Source organism: Streptomyces sp. Y1, from assembly GCF_041053115.1.
GTDB classification, from domain to species: domain Bacteria; phylum Actinomycetota; class Actinomycetes; order Streptomycetales; family Streptomycetaceae; genus Kitasatospora; species Kitasatospora rubellomurina.
Genome location: NZ_CP163445.1, coordinates 8,156,674 through 8,177,169, shown reverse-complemented (window position 1 = coordinate 8,177,169; position 20,496 = coordinate 8,156,674). Strand labels below are relative to the sequence as shown.

20 protein-coding genes and 1 pseudogene are annotated in these 20,496 nt (G+C 73.4%); 10 read left to right on the top strand and 11 right to left on the bottom strand.

All coding sequences use genetic code 11. The features are described 5' to 3' along the window. Positions 1-163 precede the first annotated feature (163 nt). The 8 genes from AB2U05_RS35730 (at position 164) to AB2U05_RS35695 (ending at position 7,811) form a co-directional block, all read left to right on the top strand. The gene (locus AB2U05_RS35730) at positions 164-1,819 is read left to right on the top strand and encodes a molybdopterin-dependent oxidoreductase (RefSeq protein WP_369185604.1); all 1,656 of its coding nucleotides are present in this window, start codon (positions 164-166) and stop codon (positions 1,817-1,819) included. Positions 1,820-1,888: 69 nt separating this feature from the next. Next, positions 1,889-2,548, top strand: coding sequence for a fasciclin domain-containing protein (locus AB2U05_RS35725; RefSeq protein WP_369185603.1), 660 nt, complete (start codon positions 1,889-1,891; stop codon positions 2,546-2,548). Between the two features lie 274 nt (positions 2,549-2,822). After that, on the top strand, positions 2,823-3,407 hold the full coding sequence (locus AB2U05_RS35720) for a sigma-70 family RNA polymerase sigma factor (protein WP_107072968.1): 585 nt from the start codon (positions 2,823-2,825) through the stop codon (positions 3,405-3,407). Next, positions 3,404-4,147, top strand: a complete 744-nt coding sequence (locus tag AB2U05_RS35715) for an anti-sigma factor (RefSeq protein WP_369185602.1) — start codon at positions 3,404-3,406, stop codon at positions 4,145-4,147. The genes AB2U05_RS35720 and AB2U05_RS35715 overlap by 4 nt, the downstream gene beginning before the upstream one ends. A 77-nt stretch (positions 4,148-4,224) precedes the next feature. After that, on the top strand, positions 4,225-5,064 hold the full coding sequence (locus AB2U05_RS35710) for a DUF1365 domain-containing protein (protein ID WP_369185601.1): 840 nt from the start codon (positions 4,225-4,227) through the stop codon (positions 5,062-5,064). After that, positions 5,048-6,337: a class I SAM-dependent methyltransferase gene (locus tag AB2U05_RS35705; protein ID WP_369185600.1), complete on the top strand. Its 1,290-nt coding sequence runs from the start codon at positions 5,048-5,050 to the stop codon at positions 6,335-6,337. Before AB2U05_RS35710 ends, AB2U05_RS35705 begins: the two co-directional genes overlap by 17 nt. Next, positions 6,334-7,005 carry a class I SAM-dependent methyltransferase gene (locus tag AB2U05_RS35700; protein ID WP_369185599.1) on the top strand — a complete coding sequence of 224 codons (672 nt, stop codon included), beginning with the start codon at positions 6,334-6,336 and terminating at the stop codon, positions 7,003-7,005. The genes AB2U05_RS35705 and AB2U05_RS35700 overlap by 4 nt, the downstream gene beginning before the upstream one ends. Next, positions 7,002-7,811 (top strand): DUF1295 domain-containing protein, encoded by an 810-nt coding sequence (locus AB2U05_RS35695; RefSeq protein WP_369185598.1) that lies wholly within the window; start codon positions 7,002-7,004, stop codon positions 7,809-7,811. Before AB2U05_RS35700 ends, AB2U05_RS35695 begins: the two co-directional genes overlap by 4 nt. On the opposite strand, the gene AB2U05_RS35690 is transcribed toward AB2U05_RS35695, so the two are convergent. From AB2U05_RS35690 to rpsR, 5 genes and pseudogenes are all read right to left on the bottom strand, one after another. Further along, on the bottom strand, positions 7,794-9,140 hold the full coding sequence (locus AB2U05_RS35690) for an NAD(P)/FAD-dependent oxidoreductase (RefSeq protein ID WP_369186053.1): 1,347 nt from the start codon (positions 9,138-9,140) through the stop codon (positions 7,794-7,796). The genes AB2U05_RS35695 and AB2U05_RS35690 overlap by 18 nt on opposite strands. A gap of 401 nt (positions 9,141-9,541) precedes the next feature. Beyond that, positions 9,542-10,372: a metal ABC transporter permease gene (locus AB2U05_RS35685; RefSeq protein ID WP_369185597.1), complete on the bottom strand. Its 831-nt coding sequence runs from the start codon at positions 10,370-10,372 to the stop codon at positions 9,542-9,544. Beyond that, the gene (locus tag AB2U05_RS35680; RefSeq protein ID WP_369185596.1) at positions 10,369-11,292 is read right to left on the bottom strand and encodes a metal ABC transporter permease; all 924 of its coding nucleotides are present in this window, start codon (positions 11,290-11,292) and stop codon (positions 10,369-10,371) included. Before AB2U05_RS35680 ends, AB2U05_RS35685 begins: the two co-directional genes overlap by 4 nt. Further along, the gene (locus AB2U05_RS35675) at positions 11,279-12,385 is read right to left on the bottom strand and encodes a GTP-binding protein (protein WP_369185595.1); all 1,107 of its coding nucleotides are present in this window, start codon (positions 12,383-12,385) and stop codon (positions 11,279-11,281) included. Before AB2U05_RS35675 ends, AB2U05_RS35680 begins: the two co-directional genes overlap by 14 nt. Further along, positions 12,382-12,570 (bottom strand): annotated as a pseudogene (rpsR, locus tag AB2U05_RS35670) (30S ribosomal protein S18); the annotation flags it as partial. The pseudogene rpsR and the gene AB2U05_RS35675, both read right to left, overlap by 4 nt. A 298-nt stretch (positions 12,571-12,868) precedes the next feature. Here rpsR and AB2U05_RS35665 point away from each other — a divergent pair. Together AB2U05_RS35665 and AB2U05_RS35660 are read left to right on the top strand one after the other, a co-directional pair. Beyond that, complete coding sequence (locus tag AB2U05_RS35665; protein ID WP_045696655.1) at positions 12,869-13,138, top strand: type B 50S ribosomal protein L31; 270 nt, start codon at positions 12,869-12,871, stop codon at positions 13,136-13,138. A gap of 37 nt (positions 13,139-13,175) precedes the next feature. Beyond that, a complete protein-coding gene (locus AB2U05_RS35660) occupies positions 13,176-14,405 on the top strand; it encodes a GTP-binding protein (RefSeq protein WP_369185594.1) in 1,230 nt (409 codons plus the stop codon). A gap of 29 nt (positions 14,406-14,434) precedes the next feature. Here the strand turns inward: AB2U05_RS35660 and hypE are convergent, their stop codons facing one another. The 6 genes from hypE to hypA all read right to left on the bottom strand — a co-directional run bounded on the left by hypE (position 14,435) and on the right by hypA (position 20,461). Continuing rightward, positions 14,435-15,520, bottom strand: a complete 1,086-nt coding sequence (gene hypE / locus AB2U05_RS35655) for a hydrogenase expression/formation protein HypE (protein ID WP_369185593.1) — start codon at positions 15,518-15,520, stop codon at positions 14,435-14,437. Next, the gene (gene hypD, locus AB2U05_RS35650) at positions 15,513-16,637 is read right to left on the bottom strand and encodes a hydrogenase formation protein HypD (RefSeq protein WP_369185592.1); all 1,125 of its coding nucleotides are present in this window, start codon (positions 16,635-16,637) and stop codon (positions 15,513-15,515) included. Before hypD ends, hypE begins: the two co-directional genes overlap by 8 nt. Next, entirely contained in the window at positions 16,634-16,933 is a 300-nt protein-coding gene (locus AB2U05_RS35645; RefSeq protein ID WP_369185591.1) for a HypC/HybG/HupF family hydrogenase formation chaperone, read from the bottom strand. Before AB2U05_RS35645 ends, hypD begins: the two co-directional genes overlap by 4 nt. Before the next feature lie 71 nt (positions 16,934-17,004). Continuing rightward, positions 17,005-19,341, bottom strand: a complete 2,337-nt coding sequence (hypF, locus tag AB2U05_RS35640; protein WP_369185590.1) for a carbamoyltransferase HypF — start codon at positions 19,339-19,341, stop codon at positions 17,005-17,007. Beyond that, positions 19,338-20,075: a hydrogenase nickel incorporation protein HypB gene (gene hypB / locus AB2U05_RS35635; RefSeq protein ID WP_045696643.1), complete on the bottom strand. Its 738-nt coding sequence runs from the start codon at positions 20,073-20,075 to the stop codon at positions 19,338-19,340. Before hypB ends, hypF begins: the two co-directional genes overlap by 4 nt. Positions 20,076-20,080: 5 nt before the next feature. Continuing rightward, entirely contained in the window at positions 20,081-20,461 is a 381-nt protein-coding gene (hypA, locus tag AB2U05_RS35630) for a hydrogenase maturation nickel metallochaperone HypA (RefSeq protein WP_369185589.1), read from the bottom strand. Positions 20,462-20,496 lie beyond the last annotated feature (35 nt).

Here is a 20,496-nt window from a genome sequence, read left to right as displayed (position 1 = left end):
GGAAGACGCTGACGCGCCAAGGGCGACCGAAGGACGGCGACGGCGCGGCCGCTTCCGCTTGTGCCGCCTGCCGCCTGTCGCCTGTCGCCTCCCAGAACGGATCGGTCGGCCCAGGAGGAGAACTCGCACCCATCCGCCGCACCGGGTGCGCCGAATCCCGGACGTGAGCAACGACGTACCCCCTCCCCCGACCCGCACCGGGCATCGCCGCGGACGGCTCCTGCGGGCGGGCGCCGCCGCGGCGACCGGGTGGGCCGCGGCGGCGGCCGCGCTCGGAGCCGGTGAACTGGTCGCCGCCTTCACCGGCCCCGGGACCGCGCCGGTCATCGTGGTCGGCGCCGCCGCGATCGATCTGACGCCAACACCGTTGAAGGAGTACGCCGTTCGCACGTTCGGCACCGACGACAAGCCGGTGCTGCTCGGCGGGATCTACCTGACGACGGCGCTGCTCGCCGCGCTCGCCGGCGTGCTGGCCGCACGCAGGCCCGTGCTCGGTGCGGGCGCCTTCGCGGCCTTCGGGCTGCTCGGCACCTGGGCCGCGCTGTCCCGTCCCGAAGCCGGTGCCGCGGATGCCGCGCCCGCTCTGGCCGCCGGCCTGGCCGCCACGGCGGCCGCACTCGTCCTCGCCCGGATGCTGCGCGCCGCCACACCGGCTGCCTCCCCCACGACCGCGCCCCACCGGGTGACACCGGAACACCCGGTGAGCGGGGACGGGCCCGGCAAGCACCCCGCCGAACGCGACGGCGGCACGTCCCGCCGTGCCGTCCTCGCCGCCACCGGCGGGACGATCGCCGTCGGTGCGCTCGCCGGCCTCGGCGGCCGCGTCCTCTCGGACCGCCGCTACGACATCGGTGCCGCCCGCACCGCCGTCCGCCTTCCCCCGGCCGCGCGGCCCCTGCCGCCCCTGGCCACCACCCTGCACCCCGGCGTCCCGGGTCTGTCCCCGTTCGTCACCCCCAACCGGGACTTCTACCGGGTCGACACCGCCCTCACCCTGCCCCGCATCGACCCGCGCCGCTGGACCCTGCGCATCCGCGGCATGGTCGACCACCCCCTCCTCCTCACCTTCGACGACCTGCTGCGCGAACCCCTGGAAGAGCTCGACCACACCCTGTCCTGCGTCTCCAACGAGGTCGGCGGCCCCTACGTCGGCACCACCCGCTGGCTCGGCGCCTCCCTCCCGGCCCTGCTGCGCCGGGCGGGCGTGCGCCCCGGCGCGGACCAGCTCGTCGGCCGCTCCCAGGACGGCCTCACCATCGGCACCCCGCTGGAATCCGTGCTCGACGGACGCCCCGCGCTGCTGGCCGTCGCGATGAACGGCGAGGCCCTGCCCGTGGCGCACGGCTTCCCGTGCCGCAGCGTCGTCCCCGGCTTCTACGGCTACACCTCCGCCACCAAGTGGCTCGTCGACCTGGACGTCACCACGTTCGCCGCGTTCGACCCGTACTGGGTGCGCCGGGGCTGGGACCGCACCGGCGCGGTCCGCACCGCCTCGCGCATCGAGGTCCCGGCCCCGTTCGCCCGGGTGCCCGCCGGGAACGTGACCGTGGCCGGTACCGCGTGGGCCACCCACCGCGGCGTCGCCGCCGTCGAGGTCCGCGTCGACGCCGGCCCCTGGCAGGAAGCCCTGCTCACCGCCGACCCGGGACCCGACCTGTGGCGGCAGTGGACCCACACCTGGACCGCGGCCACCCCCGGCACCCACCGGATCGAGGTCCGGGCCACCGACGCCACCGGCACCGTCCAGACCGAGAACCGTGCGGGGCCCTACCCCGCCGGCGCCACCGGCTGGCACAGCGCCGTCGTCACGGTCACCTGAAAGCGACCCCGTACCCACCCGGCTGGGCCGCCGGCCCAGCCGTCACCACCTCACAAGGAGATCCGACCCATGTCCACCACCCGCCGCCGCAACACCCTCGCCGCCCTCCTGACCGCCACCGCGCTCGCCGTGAGCCTCGGTGCCTGCAGCAGCAGCGGATCCGGATCCTCGGCCGCCACCACGGCCGCCGCCGTGCCGTCCACGGCCGCCGGCAGCACGGCCCCGGGCGGCGCCGCCTCCGGCAGGGCCATGGACGACCAGCCGTTCGGCAGCGCCTGCGCGGCCGTGCCCCAGGACGGCGCCGGCTCCTTCGCGGGCATGGCCAAGGACCCCGTCGCGACCGCCGCCTCCAACAACCCGCTGCTGTCCACCCTCGTCACCGCCGTCAAGCAGGCCGGCCTCGTCGACACCCTCAACTCCGCGCAGAACATCACGGTCTTCGCGCCCACCAACGACGCCTTCGCCAAGATCCCCAAGGCCACTCTGGACGCCGTCCTCGCCGACAAGGACAAGCTCACCAAGATCCTCACCTACCACGTCGTCCCCCAGCGCCTGACCCCCACCGCCCTCACCGGCGCCCACAAGACCCTGGAGACCGACAACCTCACCGTCACCGGCAACAGCCCCGACTTCACCGTGAACAGCACGGCCAAGGTGCTGTGCGGAAACGTCCAGACCGCCAACGCCACCGTCTACATCGTCGACACCGTCCTGATGCCCGCCTCCTGACCCACCCCGAGCGCTCCCGGGCCGGGGCCCGCCCACCAGGCGGACCCCGGCCACCACCCGCCACCCGTGCGGGCCTGGGCCGACCCGGGTTCGTCCTGTTCGAGCAGACACCGCGTGTGGGACCAATCCGCGCGGTCGGCGGTGGCGAATGCAGAGCGACTGACGGTGCCCGCTGTTCGATCCAGGAGGTTCTCATGCACAGCTGCCGGCCCTTGGGCAGGTCGCGGCCACCGCGCTCGGCCGCACGTGCCACCCCCGTCGTGGGGGCGGTCCGGTGAACGCGGTCGTGCACCTGTCGGCCCCGAGGTTCCGCGGCCCGGACCTCAAGGAGCTGGTCGCCAAGACCGCCTTCGGCGACCAGGAGGCGTTCTCCGGGCTCTACGACGCGGTGGTCGGCCCGGTGCTGGGTCTGGTGCGGCGGGTGCTGCGGGACCCCGCCCAGTCGGAGGAGGTCACCCAGGAGGTGATGTTCGAGCTGTGGCGCACCGCCGCCCGGTACGAGCCGCAGCGCGGCGAGGTGCTGCCATGGGTGCTGACCATGGCGCACCGGCGCGCGGTGGACCGGGTCCGTGCCGCGCAGGCGGCCGCCGACCGGGACCAGAAGGCGGCGGCCCGCTCCCATGTCCCCGCCTTCGACGAAGTCGCCGAGCAGGTCGAGAACCGCCTGGAACGCGAGCAGGTGCGCCGCTGCCTGCAGTCGCTGACCGAGCTGCAGCGCGAGTCGGTCACCCTGGCGTACTACCGGGGGTACACCTACCCCGAGGTCGCCGAGCTGCTGGGCACCCCGCTCGGCACCGTCAAGACCCGGATGCGGGACGGGCTGATCCGCCTGCGCGACTGCCTCGGAGTTGGATCATGAACGCGGCACCCGACCCGCACACCCTCACCGGCGCCTACGCGACCCACGCGCTGCCCGAGGAGGAACGGCTCGCCTTCGAACAGCATCTGGCCCAGTGCCCGGCCTGCGCGCAGGAGGTCGCCGAGTTCGAGGCGGCCTTGGCTAGGCTCGGGGCCGCCGAGTCGGGCCGACCGCCGTCCGGGCTCAAGGCGGCGGTGATGGCGGGAATCGGTGAGGTGCGCCAGCTCCCGCCCCTGACCGGCCCCGCCGAACGCCGCCGGGGGACGTCGCGGCCGGCCCGGCAGTGGCCCAAGCTGGCGCTCGCGGCATGCCTCGCGCTGGCCACCGGGTTGGGAGCGGTCGCCGTCCAGCAGCACGACCAGGCCCAGCGGGCCCGGTCCCAGGCCAGCAGCCTGCGCGAGGAGCAGGCCGCCGTCACAAGTCTGCTGACCGCCCCGGACGCTCGCACCACCACCACGGCCTCCGGGCCGGCCGTCGCCACGGTGGTCTGGTCGGCGGACCGCGGGCAGGCCGCCTTCCTCGCCAGCGGAATGCCCGCCCTGCCCCAGGGCCGCACCTACGAACTGTGGTTCAACGACTCCGGCACGATGCGCCCGGCCGGCCTGCTGCCCGCAGACCACGGGCAGCTCCTCCTCACCGGCAACATCAACGGCGCCGTGGGCGTCGGGGTGACGCAGGAACCGTCCGGAGGCTCCGCCCATCCCACCGGGCAGCCCCTCATGCTGCTGCCCCTGACCTGACACGGCCCCGAGCGCGCCGACCACCGAGCAGAGGGCGGGCGCGAGACGGCGCCCTTCCGTACGAAGAAGAGGACACCATGGCGGCAGACACCCGGCAGCCCACGGCCGGCTCGGCGGTCGGCGCCGACACGCTCGCCCCGGCACCGCCGACGGCTCCCGCTCTGCCGGGCCCGTGGGGCGCCGCGCTGTACGAGTGCCGGATCAGCCACGCGCGCACCGCTCCGGTGCACCACGCTTTCCGCCACCACACCTACCTGTGGTTGACCGACCTGGATCGCCCGCCGCTCCTGCCGTGGCCGCTGCGCCTCCTGGCCTCCTTCCCCGCCGGCGGCCGCACCGCCGGGTCGGGCCGGTCGCCCCGGGAGGACCTGGACCGCTACCTGGACTCGGCGGGGGTCGACCTCGCGGGCGGGCGGGTCCTGATGCTCGCTCACGCCCGCTCGCTGGGGTACGTCTTCAACCCGCTGACGGTCTACTGGTGCTACGACCGCCGGGGCCGGGCAGTGTGCACGGTCGCCGAGGTCCACAACACCTACGGCCAGCGCCACCGCTACCTCCTGCACCCCGACGAGCGCGGCCGCGCACGGGCCGCCAAGGAGTTCTACGTCTCCCCGTTCTTCCCCGTCGACGGGCACTACCGGATGTTCCTGCCCGTGCCGGGTGAACGGCTGACCCTTGCCGTCCAGCTGGAGCGCGAAGGCGGCCGCCCGTTCACGGCGACCGTGCGCGGTACCCGCCGACCCGCCCGCGGCACCACGCTGCTGCGGGCCGCCGCGACCCACCCGCTGTCCACACTCGCGGTCAGCGCCCACATCCGCTACCAGGGCGTGCGGCTGTGGCTGCGCGGTCTGCCCGTCCACCTCCGCCCCGACCGCGCCCCCTCGAACAGGACCTGCCGCCATGACCACGCACGTTGAAGCACTCGCACCCGGCGCGGCCGCGACGGCCGATCCGCAGCACTGGCCCGACGTGGCCCGCGTACCCCGCACACCGCTCAAGGCGACGGTGGCCCGCAGGTTGCTGCGCCGCATCGCCCGCAGGCGGGGCCTTCGGGTCGAACTGCCGAACGGACGGCTCCTCGAACCCGCCCCGGCCGGCGCGCCGGTGCTGCGCCTTCACCGGCCCGACGCGTTCTTCCACCGGGTGGGGATGAGCGGGCTGATCGGCTTCGGAGAGTCCTACCAGGCCGGCGAGTGGGACTCACCCGACCTGGTCGGGCTGCTCACCGAGCTGGCGACCGCCCCCGAGACGCTGGTGCCCACCGGCGCCCAGTGGCTGCGCCGCCTGTACGTGAAGCGGCCGCCGGCCGGGGAGCTGAGCACGCCCGACAACGCGCGCACGAACATCCACCGGCACTACGACCTGTCCAACGAGCTGTTCGCGCTCTTCCTCGACCCCACCCTGTCCTACTCCTCGGCCCTCTTTGCGACCGACCCCGCCGGCGCACCCCTCGCCTCCAGCGAGAACCTCGCGCAGGCCCAGCACCGCAAGATCGACCGGCTGCTGGACCTCGCCGGGGTCGGGGCGGGCAGCCGGGTGCTGGAGATCGGCACCGGCTGGGGCGAACTGGCGGTCCGCGCGGCCGCGCGCGGCGCGCGGGTGGTCAGCCTCACCCTGTCCGAGGAGCAGCTGGCGCTGGCCCGGCGCCGGATCGCCGCGGCCGGGTTCACGGACCGGGTCGAGGTGCGGCTGTGCGACTACCGAGCCGCCGAGGGCGAGTTCGACGCGGTGGTGAGCGTGGAGATGGTCGAGGCGGTCGGCCGGCCGTTCTGGCCCGCCTACTTCGCCACGATCGACCGTGTCCTGGCTCCGGGCGGGCGGGTGGCACTGCAGGCCATCACCATGCCCCACGAGCGGATGCTGGCCAGCAGCGGCACCTACACCTGGATCCTCAAGTACATCTTCCCCGGCGGCCAGATCCCCTCCACCGAGGCCATCCGCCAGGCCACCGCACGGCACACCGGCCTGCGCGTGGCGGCCTGCGACTCCTTCGGCCCGCACTACGCCCAGACCCTCCGACTGTGGCGCGAGCGCTTCACCGAACGGGCCGACGAGATCGCCGCGCTCGGCTTCGACCAGGTGTTCCAGCGGATGTGGGAGCTGTACCTGGCCTACTCCGAGGCCGGGTTCGCCGCCGGCTACCTCGACGTCCAGCAGATCCTCCTCACCCGCCCGGAGCCGACCCGATGACCCCCGCCACCCGCGTCGCCGGCCTGCTCACCGACCTGCTCGGCCAACCCCTGCCGGTCCGGATCCAGGCGTGGGAGGGCTCGACCGCCGGCCCTGCCGAAGCGCCGACCGTGGTCCTGCGCAACCGACGCGCGCTGCGCCGCCTGCTCTGGCAGCCCGGCGAACCCGGACTGGCCGACGCCTACATCAGCGGCGACCTCGACGTCGAAGGCGAGTTGAGGCCCGCGCTGTCACAGGTGCGGGCCGCGCTGGCCGGACACGGCCCGGTGCGCCCCGGCCTGCGGGACCGGCCGAAGCTGCTCGCCACCGCCGTACGCCCGGGTGCCCTCGGCCCGCGACCCGTCCCGCCCGGCGGCCGGGCCCGAGTCGGGGGCGCCGTGCACAGCCGCGACCGCGACCGTGCGGTGGTCAGCCACCACTACGACCTGTCCATCGAGTTCTACGCCCTGCTGCTCGGCCCGGCGATGGCCTACTCCTGCGCCTACTGGACGGCCCCGAGCGACACCCTGCAGAGTGCCCAGGAGGCCAAGTTCGACCTGATCTGCCGCAAGCTGGACCTGCGCCCCGGCAGCCGCCTGCTCGATGTCGGCTGTGGCTGGGGGGCGCTGGCCCTGCACGCCGCCCGCGCCCACGCCACCCCGGCCGACTGGTACCAGGGGCCGGCGTGAACACCGCAGCGTTCGCCGTCAACCTCGCCGCCACGGCCGGGGCGGCGCTGGCCGTCCTGCTGGCCGCTTTCGCGGTGGGCGTGCGCACCGGCCGCCACCGCGGCGTCGACGTCGCCTGGGGCCTGGCCTTCACGGCCGTGGCCTGGACCGGCTACGCCTTCTCGGCCGGCCACGGCGACCCGGCGCGGCGCCTGCTCGTCACGATCCTGGTCACGGTGTGGGGGCTGCGCCTGTCGGCCCACATCCGGTCGCGCTCGCGCGGCCACGGCGAGGACCCGCGCTACGACCGGATGCTCGCCAAGGCCCCCGGCGGACGCCGCAACCACTACGCGCTGCGCATGGTCTACCTGCTGCAGGCCGCGATCGTCTGGTTCGTCTCGCTCCCGGTCCAGGCCGCCCAGTACCTGACCGCCGGGCTCGGCCCCCTGACCTTCGCCGCGGTGGCCCTGTGGGCGGTCGGGATGTTCTTCGAGACCGTGGGCGACTGGCAGCTCGCCCGGTTCAAGGCCGATGCGGCCAACCACGGCCGGATCATGGACCGCGGGCTGTGGGCCTGGACCCGCCACCCCAACTACTTCGGCGACGCGTGCGTCTGGTGGGCCCTGTTCCTGCTCGTGGCGTCCGAGCCGATCGGCTGGGCGTTCGTCCTCAGCCCGGTCCTGATGACCTACCTGCTCGCCTTCGGCAGCGGCAAGCCCCTGCTGGAGCGCCGACTCGGCTCCACGAAGCCGGGCTGGGACGCCTACGTCGCCCGCACCAGCAGCTTCGTGCCCCGCCCTCCGCGCCGTTCACCGGGCGCCCGATGACCGGCGAACCCGCGGCACTCCGAGCAGGGCGTGTGCGGCCTCGACCCCGGAGCGGCAGCCGTCCTCGTGGAAGCCCCAGCCGTGGTAGGCGCCGGCGAACACGGTGCGGGCGGTGGTGAGTTCGGGCAGCCGGCGCTGGGCGGCGACCGTGCGCGCCGTGTACACCGGGTGTTCGTACACGGTGCGGGAGAGCACCAGTTCATCGGGGATCGGTCGCTGCCGGTCCTCGTTGAGGGTGACCAGGTAGTCGTCGGTGGTGTCCAGGCGCAGGAGCCGGTTGAGGTGATAGTTGACCCGGACCCGGTCGGAGGGTGCGCTGCACTGGGGCAACCGGTAGTTCCACGATCCGCGTGCCGAGCGCGCGGCGGGAAGGACGGACGGGTCTCGGTGCAGCACGGTGGGGTTGCGCGAGTAGGTGAAGGCGCCGAGGACCTCCAGCTCGGCGTCGGTCGGGTCGGCGAGCAGCTGCAGCGCCTGGTCGGCGTGGGTGGCGACCACGACGGCGTCGACCTCGGTGCGATGCCCCTCCCCGGAGACCACGGTGACACCGTTCGGATGGCGGCGCACCGCACGCACGGGGGTGGACCGGTGCACGGCCGTGAGCCGCTCGGCGATCTTCTCGACATACGTGCGCGAGCCGCCGACGACGGTGCGCCAGGTCGGCGAGCCGGTCACGGAGAGCATGCCGTGGTTGGAGAGGAACGCGAACAGGTACCGGGCCGGGTAGTCGCCCGCCAGGTCGGGGGCGCACGACCACACCGCGGAGACCACCGGGGTCATGAAGTGGCTCACGAAGTACGGCGAGAAGCTCTCCGCGGCGAGGAACTCGCGCAGGCTCGGGTCACCGGCAGCGGGGTCGGCGAGCAGGCGGCGGGCGAGCCGGTGGAAGCGCGGTACCTCGGCGAGCATCCGCAGGTAGCGGCCGCGCACCAGGGCCCCGGGCGTGGCGAACAGGCCGGCCGGCCCCCGTGCTCCCGCGTACTCCAGGCCGCACCCGTCACAGCGCACGGACATGCTCATCTCGCTGTCCCGGGTCCGGACACCGAGTTCCCGGAACAGCCGCACCAGGTGGGGGTAGGTCCGCTCGTTGTGGACCAGGAACCCGGTGTCCAGCGCCAGTGCCCGTCCGTCCCGGGCGACGGCGTCCTGGGTGTGGGCGTGGCCGCCGAGGCGTTCGTCCGCCTCGAACAGCCCGACCTCGACGCCGGCGCGCGACAGCTCGTACGCCGCGGTGAGTCCGGCGACGCCGGATCCCACGACCGCCACCTTGCCCGGTCGCTCGCCGCGGTCGGAATCGGTGGTCCGCTCGGTGGAGACGGTGTCGAACAGTGTCACGAGAGCCCCTCCCGGCAGGGCCGCGGCGCGGCCCCATTGTCGTTGCACCGGACATTCGGAACGGCCCCGGGCGCGGATTGCCCCGACTCTCCGGCTACGAGGACGCCCGCGGGACCGGGCGCCGGTGGTGCCGCGTCGTCCGTTTCACCGGGGTGGCGACGCCCGCCTCGTCGCGTGTTCAGTTGCCGGCCCGCGCGGCGGTGGTGCAGCCGGTGCAGATCCCGGTGAGCTCCACGGTGTGCTGGACGTCCGCGAAGCCGGAGGTTCGGGCCATGTGGTCGGCCCAGGTTCCGACCTCATCCGGCGGGGTCGGTGGTCGAGCGGGGTCGGCAGTGCCGCCGCCAGGGCGGCGACCCGTGGGTCGTCCCTGTTGTTCCCCCGTGGCGACATGGTGGTCAGGCCGCTGCCGGGAGAGCGGTACGACGGGGACGGACCAAGAACGTTACGGCGTGGACCGCGCCGGCGGTGGCCATGACGGCGAAGCTCGGCGGGAGTTCGGAGGCTTCGGCGCCGAGCAGGAGGCCGCCCCACACCTCGGCGACCGCGAGGCCGGCGGAGAGTGCGAGAGCGTGGAAGGGGCGGTCGGTGAGGTGGATCGCCGCGCCTGCCGGGGCGGCGAGGAGGCCGAGCAGCAGCAGGGAGCCGACCGCCTGGGTGGCTTCGCCGGCGGTGGCGCCGACCAGGGCGAGGAAGCCGAAGCCGAGCAGCCGTACGGGTACGCCGCGGGCGGTGGCGACGGCCTCGTCCAGGGTGGCGAAGAGCAGCGGGCGGGCGATCAGCAGCACGATGCTGATGGCGGCGGCGATCAGGACGGCGAGCTGGGTCTGGCTGGTGCTCAGGCCGAAGACCGAGCCGAACAGGACGGTGGTGCCGGCGCCGCCCTGGGCTCCGCTGCGGGAGGTGGTGTAGATGGTGAGGAAGAAGGCGCCGAGGCCCAGGATCCAGGCGAAGACGCTGCCGATCGCCACGTCGTCCGGACGGCCGCGGCGGCCGATGCCGCCCATCAGCAGTCCGACGCCGATGGTGGCGGCGAAGAGTCCGAGTCGCAGGTCGTAGCCGCCGGCCAGGGCGGCCATCGCGCCGGTGAACGCGACGTGGCTCAGTGCGTCGCCGGTGAAGATCTGGGCGCGCAGGACGAGGAAGTAGCCGACCAGGCCGGCCGCGAGCGCGATCGCCGTACCGGCCAGCAGCGCGTGCTGGAAGAACGGCTGGGTGAGCACGTTCATGCCGCACCTCCGATCGAGAGCGGCGTCCGGCCGCGGGGCCGGGACCGGCCGAGCGCGTCGTGCACGGCGCGGCCGAGGTGGGCCAGGACGTAGCCGGTGAACGCGATGGTGGTCACGAAGAAGCCGAGCGGGTAGGGCTGGTAGTAGGCGGCGATCAGGCCCAGCCAGCAGGAGGCGAAGCCGATCAGCACGGCGAGCGCCAGGCTGCGGCCCGGTCGGGCGGTGAGTTGCTGGGCGGTGGCGGCGGGTATCACCATCAGCGCGAAGACCAGCAGGGTGCCGGTGATCTGGCTGGCTTCGGCGGTCGCCGCGCCCAGCAGGACGAGGAACACGGTGGACAGCAGGCGCACGGGCACCCCTCGTCCGGCGGCGACCTCGGGGTCGACGGTGGCGAAGAGCAGCGGGCGTCCGATCAGCGCCAGGACGGCGAGGAGGACCGCGCCGACGATCGCCAGCAGCGTCACCTGGCCGGTGGTGATGCCGAGGAAGCTGCCGAAGAGCAGCGCGGTGGGCCCTTCCAGGAGCCCCTTGTACAGGCTGATGAACAGGTAGCCGCAGGCGAGTGCGAATGCCTGCACGGTCCCGGTGACGGCGGACTCCTCCGCACGGGCGTCCCGGCCCTTGCGCCCGAGCGCGGCGATCAGCAGGGCGGCGGCCACGCAGAAGCCGAAGTAGCCCAGGCTGGTGCTCACGCCGAGCAGGATCGCCAGCGAGGCGCCGGGGAAGGCGGCGACGGACAGGGTGTGTCCGGCGAAGGTCTGCCGCCGCAGCACCATGAACCAGCCCACCACCGCGCAGACCACGGAGACGACCGCACCGGCACGGAAGGCGTTGACCATGAACGGGTACGCCCACATCTCCTGGAAGTCGGCAAGGAGGTTCCAGGAGACGGTGGGTACCCCAGCGTCAGCCAGAAACATGGCCGCCTCCCCCACCGGGCTCGGAGTGCCGGTCGCTGTGCGGCGCGGGCGCCTCGGGCTGACCGACCACCACCAGCCGGCCGTCGCTCGTCCGCAGGACTTCGACGGGCGTGCGGTAGAGGCGGGTCAGCGTCTCGGAGGTGATCACCTCGCCCGGGGTTCCGGCGACGGCGCCGCCCTCGGCGATGTACACCACCCGGTCCAGGTGGTGGAGTATCGGGTTGACGTCGTGGGCGACCATCACCACTGCCACGCCCTCCTGGTGGCAGATCCGGCCGAGCAGTGCGGCGATCGCGCTCTGGTTGGGCAGGTCGAGGCTGTCCAACGGCTCGTCCAGCAGCAGCAGGCTCGGGCGCCGTATCAGCGCCTGGGCGATCAGCAGCCGCTGCTGCTCGCCACCCGAGCACTGCCCGATCGGCCGGTGCGCGTACTCAGCTACGCCGACCAGCTCGACGACCTCCTCGACGCGTTCCCGCGCCGCCCGGTGCTTGGCGCGGCCCAGGCCCGGGACGGGGATCCCCCACCGGTCCCCGTCCAGGCCCAGCCGCACCAGCACGTCGGCGAACTCGACCTGGTCCATCAGCAGGTCGCTGACGGTGCGTTCGTCGTCCTCGTACTGGTCGAGGCCGCGGGCCGTCAGCTCGTCGCCGCCGCGCAGTTCGGGCAGGAAGGTGGCGGCGTCCACGACGGTGACCATGGTGTCCAGGCGGGCGACATCGCCGAGGGTCGCGCCGTCGTCGCGGGCGAAGGCGAAGGTGGCCGCGACCGGCATCGGTTCGGAGATGCCGCTGGACTCGATCAGCAGGTAGTCGAAGCGGCCTGCCCGCGCAAGCCGGTCGACCTCCTCCAGCAGGTCGTCGCGCAACGTGCAGCAGATGCAGCCGTTGGTCATCTCCACCAGCCGCTCCTCGGTGCGGGAGAGGGCTCCCCCACCGTCCCGGACGAGCGCGGCGTCGATGTTGATCTCGCTCATGTCGTTGACGATCACCGCGACCCGCAGGCCCTCGCGGTGGTTGAGGAGGTGGTTGAGCACTGTGGTCTTGCCCGCACCGAGGAACCCGGACAGCACGGTGACCGGCAGCCGGCCGCTCACCGGCCGGCCCGTACAGTGCCGGTGCCGTACGGCAGCAACGCCGTCTCGCGGGCGTTCTTGACGGCCCTGGCCATGGCCTTCTGCTGCTGGACGGTCAGGCGGGTGACCCTCCGGCTTCGGATCTTCCCACGGTCGGAGATGAACTTCCGCAGCAGGTTCGTGTCCTTGTAGTCGATGTACGTGATCCGTGCTTCGTGATGGGGGACCCCCGGCCGGAGGCTGGGGGAGGATTGGGGCGCGCCTTGCGGTCCCGGCGGGCGGGGGCGATCTTGATCACGGCTTCCCTACTTCTGGGGAGAGTTGCGCACGCGTCAGGCGTAGCGACGACAAGCGGGCCGACAGCCCACGAAATGCCGCCGCTGCCGCGAACGTTGGACTGACATTACCCTAGATGAAAATGAAAACCATTATGCTAGGGTGGGCTCCACGCCATCCCGACACACGGCGCTGACCACCCACCCCGCCTGCCACCAGGAGAACCGCATGCAATCCGGCATCCACCCCGCCTACCGTCCCGTCGTCTTCCGCGACAAGGCGGGCGACCTCGCCTTCCTCACCCGCTCCACCGCCACCAGCACTCGCACGATCGAATGGGAGGACGGCAACACCTACCCCGTCATCGACGTCGAGATCTCCTCCGCCAGCCACCCCTTCTACACCGGCAACGCCCGCGTCCTGGACACCGCCGGCCGCGTCGAGCGCTTCCAGCGCCGCTACGGCCTCACCGGTTCCAAGCCCGGCCCGGCGAGCTGACAGAACGCCAACTCGAGCCGCGGCCAGGGAGGATGAGTTGACCCCGCAGGGCGCGCCCCGCCCACTGCCCGTCACCGTGCTCGGCGGCCTCGCCACCGGCGTCCGGGACTGCGTCGCCGACCTGGCGCGCATCGAAGTCCCGGGCCTCGCGGTGCTCACCGTGCGGGTCGCGCCCGACGGCCGTACGGCCTCCTGGCAGGTGTACGAGCGCCGCGGACCGGTCGGCGGCGGCACGCTGAGGCCGGCGCGACCCTGCTCCTCCGACGCGCTGCCGCCGGCTCTGCTCTCCGTCCTGCTGCAGCTGGCGCGCACCGCCCGCTACCGGCACCTGCTGCTCGCCCTGCCACCGGGCATGGCGCCGGACCTGGTCGCCCTGGATGTGGCGGAGGGCCACAGCCGCGGACAGGCACTCGCCGACCACTTGCGCATCGACACGGTCGCCGGCTGCGTCGACCTGTCGCGACTCGAGGACGATCTCGGCAGCGGCGACCGGCTCCTGGACCGGGGACTGGCCCTCGGCCCCACAGACCGACGCACCGTCGCCGAGACCGCCGCCCGCCACCTCGCGAGCGCCAGGACCGTGGTGACCTCGAACGCACACGACACGGATCCCGCCACCTCCGCACGCGCCGTTGCCCTGATGCGCCACCTCTCCGCGTATCACTCCATGGCCCACATCTGCCACGACCAGCTGACCGGCGGCCTCTGGACGCCCAACCTCTCGGCACTGATCGGCCAGAACCACTTCGACCCCATCGCCGTGCGGGACCGGCACGGCCCCCTGCCCGTCCCCCGACAGCCGCGCGCACCGGAGTTCGGCGTCCGCACCACGCACTGGTCCTCCCGCCGGCCCATGCACGCACAACGCCTGTACGACGCACTGGCGCGCATCTGCCAAGGCGTCATTCGCGGACACGGACACCTGTGGCTCGCCAACCGGCCCCGGTCCATCCAGCGGTGGGAGTCCGCCGGCGAGCACCTGGCCATCCAGACCACGGGCACCTGGCTACCCGAGCAGGACGACGAGGCGTGGCAGGCGGCGTCGGCCGAGCGGCGCACGTTCGCCGCGCTGCGCTGGCACCCCTACTACGGCGAGCGCCACTGCGAACTGACCTTCACCGGCATCGACCTCGACGTCCCCTCGCTCCACGAGCGGCTGAACAGCTGCCTGCTCACCGACTCCGAACTCGCCCTCGGAATGGAACACTGGCGACTGTCCGACGACCCCTTCGCCGAAGCCCTGGGCACCGAGCCACCGTCGCCCTGACCTCCGACGATCACCATGCCCCCGGCGCCTCAGCAGATCCTCGGGAGCTGCTCCCCCATCGGCAGGTCGACGACGCGGGTGCCGCCGAACGGGGTCCGGCACACGACCGTGCCGGGGTGTTCCGTCACGCATTCGCCGATCACGGCGGACCGCACGCCCAGGGGGTGGGCCCGCATGGCGGCGAGGACGGCGTCGGCATGCTCGCGCGGCACGAAGGCGACGAGTTTGCCCTCGTTGGCGACGTACAGCGGGTCGAGGCCGAGCACGGCGCACGCGTTGGCCACCTGCGGGGGCACCGGGACGGCCCGTTCGCTCACCACGACCCCCACCTGTGCCGCCGCCGCGATCTCGCCGAGCGCAGCGGCGAGTCCGCCCCGGGTGGGGTCGCGCAGGACGTGCAGGTCGGGGGTGACGGCCAGCATGGCGGCGACCAGGTCGGCCAGGGCGGCGCAGTCGCTCTCGATCCCGACGCCGAATTCGAGGCCTTCGCGCACGCTCATGATGGCGATGCCGTGCAGCCCGATCTCGCCGCTGACGATCACCACGTCGCCGGGGGTGGCGCGTTGGGGGCGAATGTCGACCCCGGCGGGGACCAGTCCGATGCCTGCGGTGTTCAGGTACACGCCGTCGCCGTGTCCGGCTTCGACGACCTTGGTGTCGCCGGTGGCGATCTCCACGCCGGCGGCCCGGGCGGCGGCGCCGAGCGCGTGGGCGACGCGCGCGACGACGGCCGTCTCCACGCCTTCCTCCAGGATGAACCCGCAGGACAGGTAGGCCGGGCGGGCCCCGCTCATGGCCAGGTCGTTGACGGTGCCGTTGACCGCGAGGTCGCCGATGCTGCCGCCGGGGAAGAACAGCGGGCGCACCACGTAGGAGTCGGTGGAGAAGGCGAGTGTGGCGCCGCCGAGTTCGAGGACGGCGGAGTCCCCGAGGCCGGCGAGCAGCGGTCCGCCGTAGGCCGGGGCGAAGAGGTTGGCCACCAGTTCGGCCGACAGCACCCCGCCTCCGCCGTGTCCCATCACGACCCGGGGGTGGTCGCGCAGCGGGAGCGGGCAGCTCCAGCCGAGGATGTCCGGTGCACCGCCCGTCCCGGTCAAGGTCTCGGTGTCAGCCAACGGGGCTCGCCTCCCTGGATGCGTCCGGCGTGCCGAGGCGCCGGTAGAGGTAGTACGCGGCGCAGGCGCCCTCGCTGGAGACCATGGTGGCGCCCAGCGGGGTGCGTGGGTTGCAGGTGGTGCCGAAGGCCTCGCACTGGTGGGGTTTGAGCAGGCCCTGGAGGACTTCTCCGCTGCGGCACTGTGCGGGTTCGCGGGTGGTGATCCGCGCGACGTCGAAGCGGTGCTCGGCGTCGTGGTCGCGGTAGCGCGGGGACAGGCGCCAGCCGCTGTCCGGGATGACGCCGATGCCGCGCCAGGCGCGGTCGGTCACCTCGAAGACGTCCTGCAGCATGGCCCGGGCGGCGGGGTTGCCCTCGGGGCGGACGGCCCGCCCGTACGCGTTGTCGACGGTGTGCTCGCCGCGCTCCAGCTGCCTCACGGCGCGCCGGATTCCTTCCAGGATGTCGAGCGGTTCGAAACCGGTGACGACGATCGGCACGCGGTGGCGCTCGGCGAGCGCGGGGTACTCGTCGGTGCCCATCACGCTGCACACGTGCCCGGCGGCGAGGAAGCCCTGGACCCGGCACTGCGGTGAGTTCATGATGGCCTCGACGGCCGGTGGCACCCGCACGTGCGAGACGAGCATGCTGAAGTTGCGGATGCCGCGTTTCCTCGCCTGGTAGACGGCCATGGCATTGGGCGGTGCGGTGGTCTCGAAGCCGATGCCGAAGAAGACGACCTCGCGGTGCGGGTTGTCCTCGGCGATCCGCAGGGCGTCCAGCGGGGAGTAGATCACCCGGACGTCGCCGCCCTCGCCGCGCACCCGGAAGAGGTCCCGGCTACTGCCGGGCACGCGCAGCATGTCGCCGAAGGAACAGAAGATCACTTCGGGCCGGGCGGCGATCTCCAGTGCCCGGTCGATCATCTCCAGTGGGGTGACGCACACCGGGCAGCCCGGTCCGTGGATCAACTCGACCTCCGGCGGGAGGAGTTGGTCGATGCCGTGGCGGATGATGGTGTGTGTCTGGCCGCCGCACACCTCCATCAGCGCCCAGGGGCGGGTGACCGTCGCCCGGATGTCGGCCAGCAGTCCGCCCGCCAGGTCGGGGTTCTGGAACTCCTCCAGGTATTTCACCGTTCCTCCTCCTGTCCCGGCGAGGCCGCCGCGGCCGCCGCGGCCTCCCACGGATCGCCGAACTCCTCCTGGAGCAGGCCGAGTTCCTCGAAAAGCGCCAGGGTGCGGCGGGCCGATTCCTCGTCCAGGCGCTGCAGGGCGAAGCCGACGTGGACGATGGCGTACTCGCCCACCTCCAGGTCCGGCAGGTACTCCAGGCAGACGTCCTTGACGACTCCGCCGAAGTCGACGACCGCCATGCGGGTCCCGTCGCGTTCGGCGATCTCCAACACTCTTCCGGGTACCGCGAGGCACATGCGGTCTCCCTCCTCTCCGGGTCTTCTCCGGGTCTTCCCGAGCTGCATCTGCGTGGACGTGCGGGCCGTGCTCACGTGTCGGCCCGAGCCGCCACCATCAGCTGGCCCAGGGCGAGCCCGGCGTCGTTGGGCGGCACCCGCCGGTGGCGCAGCACGGTGAACCCGTCCTGCGCCAGGGCGTGCGCGCAGGCCGAGGAGAGCAGCGCGTTGGCGAAGACGCCGCCGCTGAGTGCGACCGTCCGCACGCCGTGGTGCTGCCGCGACCGGTCGCACACCGCACGCACCAGTGCGACCACCGCCGCGTGGAAGCGGGTGGCGATCAGTCCGGGCGGCGCCGCCGCCCGCGCGTCCGCCACCACTGCCGCGATCAGGGGTCCCGGGTCGGCGATCAACACCCCGTCCTCGTCGACGAGTTCGAACGCATAATCCCCCTCCGGGCGGTCCTGCGGTCCGTGCGCCAGGGCGGCGGCCTCCAGTTCGATCGCCGCCTGCGCCTCGTATCCGGCCTTCTGGCAGATTCCGGCCAGTGCGGACACGGCGTCGAACAGCCGGCCCATGCTGGACGTCGGCACGCAGTTCACGGATCGCTCCAACTGCTGGGACAGCAGCCGCAGTTCGTCCGGCGGGCAGGCGCGCACCGGCGCCAGTCCGGCGCTCCAGGGCAGTCCGGCCGCCCACAGGTGGGCCAGTGCCATCCGGTAGGGGCGCGCCACGGTGGCGTCGCCGCCCGGCAGCGGGACGTAGCCGAGCCGGGCCGTGCGGCAAAAGCCCCGGTAGTCGGCCAGCAGCACCTCCCCGCCCCAGACCGCGCCGTCCGTGCCGTATCCGGTGCCGTCGAAGGCGAGCCCGAGGACGGGCCGGGTGCCGTCGAGGCCGTGTTCGGCCATGACCGAGGCGATGTGCGCGTGGTGGTGCTGGACCTCCCGGACCTCACGGCCCCGGGCGGTCCGGCGCACGTGCCGGGCGGAACGGTAGCCGGGGTGCCGGTCGACCACGAGGACCTCGGGCTGCACCCCGGTGACGGCGCCGAGGTGCTCCACCGCGCGGTCGAAGGCCTTCAGGGTGGCGAGGTCGTCCATGTCCCCGATGTGCGCGGACAGCCAGGCGTAGCCGTCCTGGGCCAGCGCGAAGGTGTTCTTGAGGTCGCCGCCGGCGGCCAGCGCGGGCCGTACCGGGAGGGGCAGGGGCACGGGGAGCGGGACGTAGCCGCGCGAGCGCCGCACCGGCAGCAGGTCCGCGTCCACCATCCGCACCACCGAGTCCTCGCAGGGCACGTGAATGGCGCGGTTGTGCGTGAGCCATCCGTCGACGAGCGGGGCGAGGCGGGTGAGGGCCTCCTGGTCGTCCGTCACGATGGGCTCGCCGGAGAGGTTGGCGCTGGTCATGACCAGCAGTGCGGGGCCGGGGGGCGCGAGGAGGAGGTGGTGCAGCGGCGTGTACGGCAGCATCACGCCGAGGTCGGGGCTGCGCGGGGCGGCGGACTCCAGTTCCGGCGGCCGGCTCGGGCCCCGGCGCAACAGGACGATCGGCCGCACCTTGCCGGTGAGGACCTCCTCCTCGACGGGCCCCAGTCGCACGGCCCCCGACCGGGCCAGGGCCCTGAGCTGTTGCAGGTCGCGGGCCATGAGCGCGAAGGGCTTGTCGCCGCGCCGCTTGCGTCGGCGCAGCAAGGCGACGGTGTCCGCGTTGGTGGCGTCGCAGGCCAGGTGGTAGCCGCCGATGCCCTTGACGGCCAGGACCGCCCCGCAGGCGATCAGGCGCCGGGCCTCGGCGAGGGCCTCCTCGCCGTCGAGGACGGGCAGTCCGGGGACGGACAGGCTGAGGGTGGGCCCACAGGTGTGACAGGCGACGGGCTGGGCGTGGAAGCGGCGGTCGCCGGGGTCGGTGTACTCGCGGGTGCAGTCGGGGCACATCGCGAACGCCGCCATCGTGGTGTTGGCGCGGTCGTAGGGCAGGGCGGTGACGATGGTGTGGCGCGGCCCGCAGTTGGTGCAGCTGATGAACGGGTGCCGGTAGCGGCGGTCGGCGGGGTCGGCCAGTTCGGCGAGGCAGTCGGTGCAGGTGGCGGTGTCGGGCGGGATCAGGGTGCGGTGCGGTCCGTCGTCGGGGCGTGAGGGTGTGATGACGAAGCCGGGTGTGCCGGTGGGCGCCAGTGTCCGGTGTTCCACGGCGGTGACGTCGGCGAGCGGGGGTGCGTCGCTGACGATCCGCCGGCAGAACGCGGCCACCGCTTCGGGGCTTCCCTCGACCTCGGCGAGGACGCCCTCGCCGGTGTTGGTGACGCTGCCGGCGAGCCCGAGTTCGGTGGCGAGGGTGAAGACGAACGGCCGGAACCCGACGCCCTGGACGAGTCCGCGCACGGCCACCCGGCGGCGTTCGGGCGCGGCCGACGGCGGGGCCGTCGTCACGTCCGGTCCGCGGCCGGGTGCGGGTGCTCGTGGCCGGTGGCGCGCGGGGCCGTGGCCATCACGGGCCGGTGGACCGGTTCGCCGTCGAGCACCGCGAGTGCCCGTTCCAGCAGCGTCCCGACGCCCTGCCCGGTGCGGGCCGAGGTGAGAAGCACCTCCACGCCGGGGTTGACCCGTGCGACGTTCGACCGGAATGCCGCCTCGTCGAACCCGGCCGGTGCCGCGAGGTCGGCCTTGGTCACCAGGACGAGGTTGGCCAGCCCGAACGCGGTCGGGTACTTGAGCGGTTTGTCCTCGCCCTCGGTGACGGAGGCGAGGACGACCCGCAGCGACTCCCCGAGGTCGTAGGAGGCCGGGCAGACGAGGTTGCCGACGTTCTCCACGAACAGCAGTCGGGTGCCCGGCGCCAGCCAGCCGTCCAGGTGACCGCGCAGCATCGCCGTCTCCAGGTGGCACAGGCCGTCGGTGAGCACCTGTTTGACCGGCGCGCCCGAACGGGCCAGGCGCAGTGCGTCGTTGTCGGTGGCGAGGTCGGCGGTGAGGGCCGCGACGGGCACGGCGCGGTCCCGGGCGAGCACGAGTTCGGCCTCCAGGAGGGCCGTCTTGCCGCTGCCCGGGCTCGACAGCAGGTTCACCACGGCGGTGCCGCGCGCGGCGAGTTCGGCCCGCAGCCGCCGGGCGTCGTCGTCGTTGCGGGCGAGGACCGCCTGCCGGAGATCGACGGTACGGCACATGGGTTTCAGCCTCCCTGGTCGGCGCGGGCGTCCACCGGCCGCCCGCCCCACTCGACGGCGAGAATCTGCAGTTCACGCCCGGTCAGCAGCTCGGTGCGGGAGCCGGCGCAGCCCGGGCAGCCAAGCTCGGGCGGCATGCCGACGTCCCACTCGGCGCCGCAGGGCGTGCACCGTGCCCGCGCGGGCACGGTCTCGCTCTGCAGCACGGCGCCGGCCAGCAGGGTGTCGGCGCAGGCGAGTTCGAAGCAGAAGTCGAGTGCCGCCGGGACGACGCCGGCCAGTTCGCCGATCTGCACGCGGACGGCGGCCACGGTGTCGACGCCGTGTTCGCGGGCGGCCCGTTCCACCTGTTCGACGATGGCCGCCGCGATCGACATCTCGTGCATCTGTCCCGTTTCCCGCCGCCGGAGCCGTTCGGCAC